The sequence below is a fragment of the Bacillus sp. PK6-16 genome (genome assembly GCF_056530295.1).
Map to the genome: position 1 here is coordinate 4,612,416 of NZ_CP096511.1, position 11,317 is coordinate 4,623,732.

12 protein-coding genes are annotated in these 11,317 nt (G+C 33.6%); 5 read left to right on the forward strand and 7 right to left on the reverse strand.

Translation table 11 applies throughout. The annotated features are described in order from the left end of the window. Positions 1 to 21: 21 nt before the first annotated feature. Positions 22 to 1,323, reverse strand: coding sequence for a branched-chain amino acid transport system II carrier protein BrnQ1 (gene brnQ1, locus M1D66_RS23775; protein ID WP_000771695.1), 1,302 nt, complete (start codon positions 1,321 to 1,323; stop codon positions 22 to 24). 252 nt (positions 1,324 to 1,575) lie between these two features. Here brnQ1 and M1D66_RS23780 point away from each other — a divergent pair, with 252 nt between their 5' ends. Continuing rightward, on the forward strand, positions 1,576 to 2,961 hold the full coding sequence (locus tag M1D66_RS23780; RefSeq protein ID WP_000443143.1) for a peptide MFS transporter: 1,386 nt from the start codon (positions 1,576 to 1,578) through the stop codon (positions 2,959 to 2,961). Positions 2,962 to 2,992: 31 nt separating this feature from the next. Here the strand turns inward: M1D66_RS23780 and M1D66_RS23785 are convergent, their stop codons facing one another. The 5 genes from M1D66_RS23785 to M1D66_RS23805 form a co-directional block, all read right to left on the reverse strand. Then, a complete protein-coding gene (locus M1D66_RS23785) occupies positions 2,993 to 4,072 on the reverse strand; it encodes a YHYH domain-containing protein (protein ID WP_242554870.1) in 1,080 nt (359 codons plus the stop codon). Between the two features lie 140 nt (positions 4,073 to 4,212). Continuing rightward, the gene (locus M1D66_RS23790; protein WP_001041724.1) at positions 4,213 to 4,845 is read right to left on the reverse strand and encodes a class A sortase; all 633 of its coding nucleotides are present in this window, start codon (positions 4,843 to 4,845) and stop codon (positions 4,213 to 4,215) included. 117 nt (positions 4,846 to 4,962) lie between these two features. Next, the gene (locus tag M1D66_RS23795) at positions 4,963 to 5,436 is read right to left on the reverse strand and encodes a DUF2178 domain-containing protein (RefSeq protein WP_001080037.1); all 474 of its coding nucleotides are present in this window, start codon (positions 5,434 to 5,436) and stop codon (positions 4,963 to 4,965) included. After that, entirely contained in the window at positions 5,429 to 5,647 is a 219-nt protein-coding gene (locus tag M1D66_RS23800; protein ID WP_000154019.1) for a helix-turn-helix transcriptional regulator, read from the reverse strand. The genes M1D66_RS23795 and M1D66_RS23800 overlap by 8 nt, the downstream gene beginning before the upstream one ends. Before the next feature lie 112 nt (positions 5,648 to 5,759). Next, a complete protein-coding gene (locus M1D66_RS23805) occupies positions 5,760 to 7,031 on the reverse strand; it encodes a 3D domain-containing protein (RefSeq protein ID WP_001105778.1) in 1,272 nt (423 codons plus the stop codon). A 484-nt stretch (positions 7,032 to 7,515) separates the two neighbouring features. Here M1D66_RS23805 and M1D66_RS23810 point away from each other — a divergent pair, with 484 nt between their 5' ends. The 3 genes from M1D66_RS23810 (at position 7,516) to M1D66_RS23820 (ending at position 9,609) form a co-directional block, all read left to right on the forward strand. Then, positions 7,516 to 8,193: a methyl-accepting chemotaxis protein gene (locus M1D66_RS23810; protein WP_000939456.1), complete on the forward strand. Its 678-nt coding sequence runs from the start codon at positions 7,516 to 7,518 to the stop codon at positions 8,191 to 8,193. Between the two features lie 136 nt (positions 8,194 to 8,329). Further along, the gene (locus M1D66_RS23815; protein WP_242554871.1) at positions 8,330 to 9,142 is read left to right on the forward strand and encodes an undecaprenyl-diphosphate phosphatase; all 813 of its coding nucleotides are present in this window, start codon (positions 8,330 to 8,332) and stop codon (positions 9,140 to 9,142) included. 179 nt (positions 9,143 to 9,321) lie between these two features. Next, complete coding sequence (locus M1D66_RS23820) at positions 9,322 to 9,609, forward strand: hypothetical protein (protein WP_000471249.1); 288 nt, start codon at positions 9,322 to 9,324, stop codon at positions 9,607 to 9,609. Between the two features lie 130 nt (positions 9,610 to 9,739). On the opposite strand, the gene M1D66_RS23825 is transcribed toward M1D66_RS23820, so the two are convergent. Next, on the reverse strand, positions 9,740 to 9,943 hold the full coding sequence (locus tag M1D66_RS23825; RefSeq protein ID WP_001268332.1) for a hypothetical protein: 204 nt from the start codon (positions 9,941 to 9,943) through the stop codon (positions 9,740 to 9,742). A gap of 171 nt (positions 9,944 to 10,114) precedes the next feature. Here M1D66_RS23825 and M1D66_RS23830 point away from each other — a divergent pair, with 171 nt between their 5' ends. After that, positions 10,115 to 11,266 carry a VanZ family protein gene (locus tag M1D66_RS23830; protein ID WP_086384873.1) on the forward strand — a complete coding sequence of 384 codons (1,152 nt, stop codon included), beginning with the start codon at positions 10,115 to 10,117 and terminating at the stop codon, positions 11,264 to 11,266. The last annotated feature ends 51 nt before the right edge of the window (positions 11,267 to 11,317 follow it).

Here is an 11,317-nt window from a genome sequence, read left to right on the forward strand (position 1 = left end):
AATAGGAAAACACCTTTTTACTCATTTATTCTTATTTAAAGCAATACTAACGATGAAACCAAGACACATGCCTATAATAGCTGGAACAATCCACCCAACACCTTCTGTATAAAACGGAATGTATTTTAATACTGACGTCCACTGATTCATCATTACATTTTTATTTAAAATATCAATTGCACTAAATATTGCTACAATCCAAACAGTTACTGCATATACGTATGCATACTTCCCAATATACTTATGGAATAACCCTAGAATAATAAGCGTTAATGCAATTGGATAAATAAATCCAAGAATTGGTACTGATACTTTTAAAATTTGCGTTAATCCTAAATTAGCTAAGATCATACTAACAACGCTTACTATAAATGCCCACACTTTATAAGATACTTTCGGAAATGCACTCGCAAAAAATTGACTACAAGACGTAACAAGTCCAATTGAAACACATAAACACGCGATAGTAAAAATAAGACCTAATAAAACGACTCCGCCCTGTCCAAATAATGTAATCATAACTTGTGCTAACACTTTCGCACCGTTATCAAATGTTCCTAATGAGCCACTAATTGCCCCCACATATCCAAGGATGACATAAATAATAGATAATAATAGTCCTGCCCCAATTCCAGCAATACTCATATATTTCGCTAAACCTTTATCATCTTCAATACCCTTTGCACGTAATGCATTTGCAATAACAATTCCAAAGATTAAAGCAGCTAACGCATCCATTGTTAAATATCCATCTAAAAACCCTTGAAACATAGGAGCTTGTCCATAGTTCCCTATTGGTTCTTTCATATCTCCTACCGTTGTAAACATACTCTTTATAAAAATGAGTGCAATCATACATAATAATAACGGCGTCAAGACTTTTCCAAACAACCCCATTAATTTAGATGGGGATAAACTTAACCAGTAAACAATACTAAAGAAAATAACTGTGTAAAACAATAATAATCCGTTTCCTGCTTCAGGGAATAACTGACCTGGCCCCATTTCAAAAGCTAAACTTCCCGCACGTGGTATACCAAGCCCAGGTCCAATAAATACATACACGATACATGGAAAAATAATTGCAAATGAAGAATGAACCCTACCCGCTAACGTTTGAAAACTTCCTGCTTTTGCAATAGAGATAACACCTAATATAGGAAGACCTGTTGCTGATATAATAAACCCTACTAATGAAATCCAAACATGTTCTCCTGCTTCATACCCAAGGAAAGGTGGAAATATAAGATTCCCTGCTCCAAAGAACATAGAGAATAACATAAGGCTAATAAGTAAAATTTCTTTTTTCTGTAACAATTTCATTTCTTTCTCCTTCTTTAATTTCATCTTTTATGAAATCAATTTCACATATAAAAAAGTACAATAACCCGCTTCCTTACAAAGAAAACATAGTCCATAGTCTATCACAAAAGAAACACCCATTCTATAGCTATTCCTCTTTTCCAATTTCTTCTGAAAAATCAACCTTTATTGACTTATAATAGTTAATAAGGTAAAATATTAAATGTACAAAATTATTAACTTTGTTTTTGTTTGTGTCAGGAGGAAAATAACATGGAATCAGCGATACAACTAGAAAGAGAACAACAAAGAAAAAAGAAACATCCTCCAGGTTTATACTTACTCTTCTTTACAGAAATGTGGGAAAGATTTAGTTACTATGGATTACGAGGATTATTAACATTATATTTAACGACAGCTTTAGTAAGCGGTGGTCTTGGGTTTAGTCCCGCATGGGCACTCTCTATTTACGGATTTTACACTGGAGCCTGTTATTTCACACCAATGATTGGTGGATACTTAACAGACCGTTTTCTAGGTAGACGAAAAGCAATCACAATTGGTGGTATAACAATGGCAATCGGTAACCTTACACTATTTGCCTTGCAAAACCAATTAGGCCTATACCTCGGATTAGCGCTTATTATTATCGGTAACGGATTCTTCAAACCGAACATCTCTACACTGGTTGGGGAATTATACGAAGAGAACGATCCAAAACGTGATAGTGCATTTACCATTTTCTATATGGGTATTAACGTCGGGTCATTTTTAGCTCCACTCGTTTGCGGATTTTTATCAGAAAATTTATTCAAAACAACAGTTGATGGCGTTGTACATTACGGATTCCGTTACGGTTTCTTAGCCGCTTCAATCGGAATGATTATTGGACAAATTTTATTTACAACACTATCAAATCGCTTCCTTGGTAATATCGGTAAAAAACCAACTCGCGATTTACAAACAGCTGCTGGACAACCATCAGTAGGAGATACACCATTAACAAAAAAAGAAAAACAACGTACCGCAGTTATCGTCATTTTAACATGCTTCGTTGTCTTCTTCTGGGCTGGCTTTGAACAAGCTGGTAGCTCATTAACATTATATACAAACAAATTTGTAGACCGCTCTGTGTTCGGATGGGAAGTTCCAACATCTTGGTTCCAATCGGTCAATCCATTATTTATTATTTTGCTTGCTCCAGTCATTTCTGCATTATGGGCAAAACTTGCAACTCGCAAGCAGGGTGATTTAAAAATCCCAACTAAAATGGGACTTGGTATGATCTTGCTCGGTATCGGTTATATCATTCTCGTTATCGCTACATTAAAAACAGGTAGTGATGAACATAACATTACAGAAAAAGCAAACTTACTATTTATCGTCTTTACGTATCTTTTCCATACGTTAGGTGAGCTATTCTTATCACCTGTCGGACTATCAATGGTTAGTGCGCTTGCTCCGGTAAAATTAGCATCTTTACTAATGGGTGTATGGCTAGCAAGTTCAGGTATCGCCAACATTTTAGGCGGACAACTTGCAAGCTTCACAACTTCACTTGGATACGCTGAAGTATTCACAGTTATTGGCGCTGTGGCAATTGTACTAGGTTGTGTTTTATTATTAATTTCTAAGAAATTAGTGAAATGGATGGATTAAAAAAAGATGAGGAATTTCTCCTCATCTTTTTTTATGCTGTTTTACCTTGTTCTATTGCTTGTTCGTACAGCTCTTTATGTTCTTTATATTCACTTGGTACGAAACTCTTATAGAAGAATGAGAACCAGCTGTCTCCCTTTTTATACCCTTCTTCTCGAATTTCCGCTGCTTTTTTATTCGATTTAAATCCTTCAGTAAACCATTTCTTTAACAATTCATTTCTTTCATACTTAGCAGGAACTTTTAAATCATAGTTTTCAAATGCATACTTATAGCCAGCTTTTTCTACTGCCTTTTTTGTAGATTTATAGCCTTTTTCATACGCTGTTTCATATGCCTTCACGTATACTTCTTTCTCTCTATTTCCAGGATTCTTTTCAGCTAATTCTTTCCCTGTCTTTTCCCCTAACTCAGCTTGCTCTTTTTCAATTTTTTCTGTTCTTTCTTTATTCCCTACTTTAAATCCGTCTGCAAAGTTTACCTTAAACTCTGAAGCAACTTGACTATCGTCCATCGTCTCTTGTGCTAAACCTTGTTCTTTTCCTTTTTCAAAATGCGTTTTCTTCTGCTCTTCTAAAGACCATGCGGCTGCATAAGTCGCTTTAAACGCTTGTTTATATGCATCAGATTTTCCAGCTACATGCACTTCTACATCATTTTTTCCTGCTTTAAAATCAGTTTCTCCATTCTTTTGACCTTCAAGTTGACCTTTTTCCATATCAGCTTGGTGCTGCGCTTCCTCTTGTTTACGTGCCTCTTCAGCTTTTCTTTGTTCCTCGGCTACACGTTGTCTCTCTTCTTCAGCTTTACGCTGTGCTTCTGCAGCACGTTGTTTTTCAGCCTCAGTATTGCGCTGTGCTTCTGCTTGTCTCTCAGCTTCTACAGCACTATTATTATTCTGGCTAGGAGCTGGGCTCGTTGCACCACTACTAGAAGCTGGTTTATTGTGATAATGATATTCCCCGTACTGTAATCCCCATTTCTCACAATTTGTACGACACGTATGTCCTCCATTAGCATCTGTACGCCCTGGATGCGCATAAGCTGAAATTGGAGCTACCAATAACGCTATACTCGTTGTGAAAAGAAGTTTCTTCACCTGTTGTCTCACTCTTGTTCCTCCCCAAAATAGAATTCTAACTTTATTATACATAAATAGAAGAATGTTTAAATACAAACCAAAATATTCTATTATTTCTCAACATTAGTAAAAAAAGAAGGTGAACTCTTTAAAGAGTTCACCTTCTTTTTTTACTTCTTCGCCTTCGTTCCTACTAAATCACCAGCAACAACATAACGCTTAGAATTATCCTTTACAGATACACATGTAATAAGCGTTATCTCATCTTTCCCATGATCCTCTACAACTTCCCACTTATCAGGAGTCACTTCAGATACACCAGTAACCGCATACTCATATTCATTTTCATTGTCATACAAATAAATTTTATCGCCTTTTTTCAAAGAAGCTATATCACTAAATAAAACACCTTTTTTAGACATGTTATGTCCTGCTAATGCGTAATTTCCTTTTCCCATAACTTGATTCTCTTTTACTGTCGCTGCACCTGATAATAAGTTTTTTTCAGTAGAAGCTTTTAAAACAGGCAGTTCTACTGAAACACTTGGAATCGAAATACGACCAATTACTTGTTTCTTATCTAATGATGCATTCGCTACTTCCGCCAAGTCTGGTTGATTAATTTTGGAAGCATCTACAAATTCCGTCTCATGCTTTTCATAATCCATCTTTTGAACAGCCTGCACATTTTCAGTCTGTTTCTTTTCGGCCTGATATCCATCATAAAATGGCTTTCCAATTAACACGCCACCTACAACAAATAGCAGAATTGCTACTATACTATAAATTCTTTGCTTATTCATACACAGTTCCTTTCCCTTACAAAATCTTACTCTATATAAAATGATAAAATAATATCGCTATATGTACAAGTATTAGCTTGAAAAGAAACCTTCTTGCCGGTGCAAGAAGGTTTCTTTTCAAGCTAATTTATTTCTGTATAGTGATACGTGAAATACTGTCATTTGAATAAAGAAAATAGAAAATAGAGTATATAATGGGTATCCAGGAAGATATTCATTAATAATAGGCGAAAAAGTTAAAAATCCAACTGCACAAGGTAACACAAACCATAACGATACAAATGTTGTTCGACAAGCTTTATCCGTAATCGCTTTTTCACGTTCATCTTCTAGCGGAAATAATAATGGATACATCCAAAAAGATAAATTCTTATATTTTTTCTTTTGAATTCTATAAAAAATTGTAACTATAATAGCTCCAATAAATAATAAAATAAATGGTACTCCATTAACCGCTACTTCAAACGGGAATTTCTCGTTTTTAAATATATCTGCTAACTCTGTAATAACACTATAAAATTCAACAAATGTCCAGCATGCTAAAGCAGTATAAAGCACGTTTATGATATAAGAAAAAACAATTCTATTCATCCTCTTCCCCCTCCTTATTTAAAACAAACACATCTTCCATCTTTAACTGAAACACATCACAAATCGTAAGTGCTAATAACAACGAAGGAACGTAATCCCCTTTTTCAATTGCAGCAATTGTTTGTCTCGTTACTCCAACCTTTTCTGCTAATACACTTTGCGTAAAGTTAAAACGAGCTCTTAATTCTTTTACTCTGTTTAAAATGGTCAAATTTACCACCTCTCACCATTATTGTATGCTATCCTTAACAAAATGTAAACTCAACTTAACATTAATTTTATAAAAAAATCCAACTCTACGTATTGTAAAGTTGGATTACTTGTTAGTTTAAAATTGTAACTTTAACTGTTCTTCTGCCCCAGCTACTTGATGAACCTTTATCTGGCATTAAAACATCAATTCTATGCCCCTTAATAGCTCCACCAGTATCGGCTGCAATTGCTACTCCATAACCTTCAACATTTACAGTCTTACCTAATGGAATAACACTTGGATCTACAGCAATTAATTTCATTCCTGGGTTTGCAGTTAAGTTATAGTGTCCCCATGCAGAAAATACTTGTTGACCTGGTGCATAACCATTTTCCGCTGGATCAGCTGTATAAGCTGTAGCTTCTACATAAATTTCTTTCCCACCAGCAGTTGGCTTAGAAGATGGTTCAGGTTGTGCAGGTTCTACCTTCGAATTATTATTAGCAACTGGTTCAGCCGGTTTACTAGCTTTTTCTTGCTTTTGCTTTTCAGCAATTTCCGCTTGCGCTTTCGCTAAAGCTTCTTGTTCTGCTTTTGCAGCCGCTTCTGCTTTTGCACGCTCTTCTGCCGCAATTCTTGCTGCTTCTTGTTCACGAGCAATTGTTTCTTGTACTGCCTTCATATTTGATTCAATTTTAGCTTTCTCTTCCGCTGCTAAATTAAGTTGGCTTGCAACTTCATTATATTTAGCTTGAACTGTTTGCAAGTTATCTTGACGTTTTTTCAAGTTATCTTGCAGTTCAGCTTGCGCTTTTGCTAATTTTTGTTTGTCTACTACTAAAGATGCTTCTTTTTCGTCAATTGTTTTCTTGTCCTCTTCAATTTGACGAAGATCTTGTTCTTGTAGACGTAAAATTTCTTTATCAGCTTCTAGAATAGTAGAAACTGCGTTCATACGTTGTAAGAAGTCTGCAAAGTTTTTTGACTCTACTACAACTTCTACTACTAAACTTGTATTTGAACTGTTTTGAACAGAAACCATACGTTTTCTCATAATATCTTTACGAGCAAGGACTTTATCCTCTAAAACGATAATTTCTTCCTTTTTTTGTTCAATCTGCTTATGTGTTTCATCAATTTTACGTTGAATAGCAGCTTGATCCTCTTTATTTTTTGCAATTGTATTATTTAAATTATGTAGTTCGTTTTCGATACCTTTAATTTCTTTACTAACAGCTTGCTTTTCTTGCTCTTTCTTTTGCATTTCTGCATCGTTTTGTTGCAATTGCTGTTGCATGTTGTTAAGTTTCTCGTCGTTTGACTCTGCTTTAACAGCGACTGTACTAGAAAGACCGATAATTCCTGCTAATACTAGACAGCTGATTCGCTTAAAATAGTTCATAATCCGACTCCCTTCTTATACAGTTATACATGATTTATTTTACAGTTTGTTTACAAAACGATTAAATACAGTTTATTTTTCGTGACGAAAAAAAGAGAATTATGAATAAAATGTAATAGATTCTTAAATATTTAACAATTCCTATATTTAAAAAATACAAAAGATGCTAAAATCCAAATATAGAGAAAATATAACTTTCGAAGGCGGTTGAAATAAATACATGTTTACTCAAAAAAAATCACTCCAACATACAATTGCTCAATTAGAAGAGCGTATACAAGAATTAGAATTAGAATTAAAACAAAAAGATATTGAAAAGCAAGAGACTATTTCTACTATCCACGATCGTGTACAAAGCGTTGTCCAAGAGCATCAACTTGTAAATAACCAACACAATACACTTCAAAATTTAGTTCAACAATTAAGTTCATGTTTCGAAAATGTTTCAACACGTACGACACATTCCAATGAGTTAAATAATGAAATGTTACAAAAGGAACAAAGCCTAATTCAGTCTATTGCAGAAATTATTGACTGCTCTAATGAAGGAAAAGAATCCGTTCACCGTTTACTTATTGTAATTAATAAATTAGGTGAACAATCTCAACGCACGTCTAATAGTATGAATCATCTAAGCGAACGCTCAAAGGAAATCGAGCAAATTGTAGAAGTCATTCAAAACATTGCAGCACAAACAAATTTACTTGCATTAAATGCGAGTATTGAAGCCGCACGTGCTGGGGAGCACGGTAAAGGATTCGCTGTCGTTGCCAATGAGGTAAGAAAGCTAGCGGAAAGTACAGCAGAAAGTACAAAAAACATCGGCAACTTAACCAAAAAAATTCAAGAAGAAATTGAAAAAGCATATGATAACACAAAAGATAATTTACATTTAGTCGATGAAGGTGTAGAAATGAGCGCCGATACAAATGCTAGAATTGAAAATATTTTAGTTATGATTCAAACGTTACAAAATGGTGCTACAAATGTTATTAAGGCTATCGAAAACCAAAAGTCTTGTAATGATGACATATTACGAGAATTTGCTAACACACAACAAATGTTCCAAAAATTAAATACTACTATTATGAATCATATTCATGATGCTGAAAAAGTCGATGTTCAATTGTCTAAAAGTCTTCAAGAAACAGTAACTTCTTAATTAAAAATAAAAATCCCTTATACTGCTATAAGGGATTTTTATTTTATTTTGAATATTTATTTCTTTTCAATATTCATCCATATCTTTGTTATAATGGAAAAGTTGTTTCTTTCAACTAATAAACAAGGAGGTTATTATGGAACAATTTTACTACGTTTTAAAATATTTAATTCTCGGTCTGTTCCAAGGACTAACAGAACCAATTCCGATTTCTTCAAGTGGTCATCTCGTTTTAGCACAACATTTGCTAGGACTAAAAATAGAAGGATTTAGCTTCGAACTACTTGTTAATTCAGCTTCATTATTAGCTGTATTACTTATTTATAAAAATGATTTAATTCGTCTAACGAAGAATGGTCTCTCTTATATATTTACAAGAGCAGAAGACGCAAAATCAGATTTCTTCTTTATTATTTATCTTGTTATTGCAACCATTCCAGCAGGTGTTATTGGTGTTTTATTTAAAGATTACATCGATCAGTACTTAAAAGGTGTGAAGATGGTTGGGATTTCCCTTCTTATTACTGCTGTCGGCCTTTGGATTATTAGAAATTTACGCGGTCGTAAAAATGATGGCGACCTTTCTATGAAAGATGCAATCATCGTCGGATTAGCACAAGCTTGCGCACTGATTCCCGGAATAAGCCGATCTGGTGCCACAATCGTAGCAGCAATGTTACTTGGTATGAAGCAAGAAACAGCTCTTCGCTTCTCATTCTTACTATACATTCCTGTTAGCTTAGGTGGCTTGTTGTTAAGCATTACAGACATTGCAAATGATCCAAATCTAGACACATTATTCGTACCATATGTCGTTGCATTCATCGCAACATTTATCATGACGTATATTTCACTAAAATGGTTTATGAACATTATGGCAAAAGGAAATTTAAAATATTTCTCTTTCTATTGTATTATCGTAGGTGTACTTACTCTTATTTTCTTATAAAGTAAAACTTACAAATTGAAAGCGAGTCATCTAGTGTAATAGAATGACTCGCTTTTTTATACCTTTATTAAGTTAAAACCTATCATTTACTTTGAATTTTCTGAATAGTATAATATTATTCAAGTTCACTATTACAGTAATTCTATCTTTCCTACTATTATCGTAAAAGAGGTGTTTATATGTTTATAGTTACTAAACTCATTCACATTAAGTACGGATATGAAAATGAGCTATTTTATGGGCTTAAACAATATTATCCTTCCCCTGGAACGAACGGTTGTATTAACATAGAGTTTTCACATGTTCATCGTACAAATGATAAGGCAGAATATATGATTCGTATGTTATGGAAAACACAACAAGATTACCATACATGGCTTTCTCAAAAAGAAGGCAATGAAACTTTGAAGCACAAAATACAAGGCTATATCCTTTCTTCCAAATCAAATGCTACCTATGTGCATTAACCCTTCTCTTTTTATTCCTTACGAGGGACAAAATGATAAAGTGAAACTTTAATCAGCCCTCATCAATTGGGCTGTTCACAAATAACGAGGTAAGGACCCTCTTACTTTTCATACTGTAAGAGGGCTTCTCTTATGCATACACTTTCTTCTCTTGACAATACAAACGAATAACATGTTTATTTTGTTGAAATACATCATGCGTCAGCCGAATAATAATAAAGTTTCGTTTTGTTTGATCATCATGAACAAAAATCTGTTCTCCCTCCTGAAAACGCCATGCACTTTCAAAAGTCGTAATATGATCCCCACTTACAGAAAAAAGTTCATATCGCATCTCTTGTACCCTCTCTCAACTTATATAATCATAATATCCTTATATTAAATTTATTATAACTTAATTCCTATAAAATTAGTAATTATTTCTATTTCGAAAGATTTTAACTTTGTATTTAAATATTTTTAGCGCTATAATGATAAACGAATTTTTATTGAAAGGAGTTTTACTTTGACTGCATATTTATTTCCAGTGAAAACAGCATTTATTTTATTTCCCTTTTTAGCAATGTTTCTTTTAATTCCTTTTTTAATATTTAATTATCGAAAATACGGTTATTTAAATAAATGGCGCTCATTTATTTTATACTCATTATTACTTTACTTATTAAATGCCTATTTTCTTGTTATTTTGCCGTTGCCACAAACGTTTGATACTTGTAGCCTACAACCGGCTAATACACAACACATGCAACTCTCACCATTTTATTTCATACAAGAGATTAGTAGTCATACATCGGCAGTTTTAACGAAACCAACTACTTATTTCTACTTATTAAAAGAGTCTGCGTTTTTACAAGTTGCCTTTAATGTTCTATTAACTGTTCCATTCGGCATTTACTTACGTTATTATTTCCGACGTAGTTTCTTACAAACAATTTGCATTTCCTTTTTCCTTTCACTATTTTTTGAGCTAACACAAGTGACTGGATTATACGGTATATACAATTGTGCATACCGATTATTTGATATCGATGATTTGTTTTTAAATACATTAGGTGGCGTAATTGGTTTTATCATTGCACCAATATTTACGTACTTCCTTCCGAAGACAAACGAGTTAGATAGTCATATTAATTTGGAAACGAAACCAGTCGGATTCATTCGTCGCCTTATCGCAATGCAAATTGATTGGATTTTCTTATCTATCGTCGTACCTGTCGTTAAAAACAAAGGAAATTCTTTCTTCGTTTCTAATATGCAATCTTACACGAATATGTATGAACTCATTTTCATTACGTGTTCAATCCTTATTTACTTTATTATTATTCCATACTTTACGAATGGAAAAACAATTGGGAAAGCATTGCTTCGCATTCACCTGAAAGGAAAATCAGATCGTATTACATTAAAAGAACTATTTATTCGCTACGGTATATTTTATTTTGCGTTAGGCGGAATCAATTACATTCTTTCTAGTAGCTCTATTTTAAATCACACAGAACCTTTAGTATTACTCGTTACATTGTTATTCCTATTTATCATTAACGGCCTATTTATTATTCATGTTTTACTGCATGTATTTAGCCGTGATAAACTACTATTTTATGAACATATTAGTCATACAAGAAATGCAATTACGCTAAAAAAAGCTGACAAATAATTATTTGTCAGCTTTTTCATATACATAATGTGAAACCTTAATCAGCGGGGG

Coding starts and splice junctions, on each gene's coding strand:
- M1D66_RS23810 (WP_000939456.1), top strand. CDS start 7,516: ATGTTACAAAAGGAACAAAGCCTAATTCAGTCTATTGCAGAAATTATT.
- M1D66_RS23825 (WP_001268332.1), bottom strand. CDS start 9,943: ATGCGATATGAACTTTTTTCTGTAAGTGGGGATCATATTACGACTTTT.
- brnQ1 (WP_000771695.1), bottom strand. CDS start 1,323: ATGAAATTGTTACAGAAAAAAGAAATTTTACTTATTAGCCTTATGTTA.
- M1D66_RS23815 (WP_242554871.1), top strand. CDS start 8,330: ATGGAACAATTTTACTACGTTTTAAAATATTTAATTCTCGGTCTGTTC.
- M1D66_RS23790 (WP_001041724.1), bottom strand. CDS start 4,845: ATGAATAAGCAAAGAATTTATAGTATAGTAGCAATTCTGCTATTTGTT.
- M1D66_RS23805 (WP_001105778.1), bottom strand. CDS start 7,031: ATGAACTATTTTAAGCGAATCAGCTGTCTAGTATTAGCAGGAATTATC.
- M1D66_RS23780 (WP_000443143.1), top strand. CDS start 1,576: ATGGAATCAGCGATACAACTAGAAAGAGAACAACAAAGAAAAAAGAAA.
- M1D66_RS23820 (WP_000471249.1), top strand. CDS start 9,322: ATGTTTATAGTTACTAAACTCATTCACATTAAGTACGGATATGAAAAT.
- M1D66_RS23795 (WP_001080037.1), bottom strand. CDS start 5,436: ATGAATAGAATTGTTTTTTCTTATATCATAAACGTGCTTTATACTGCT.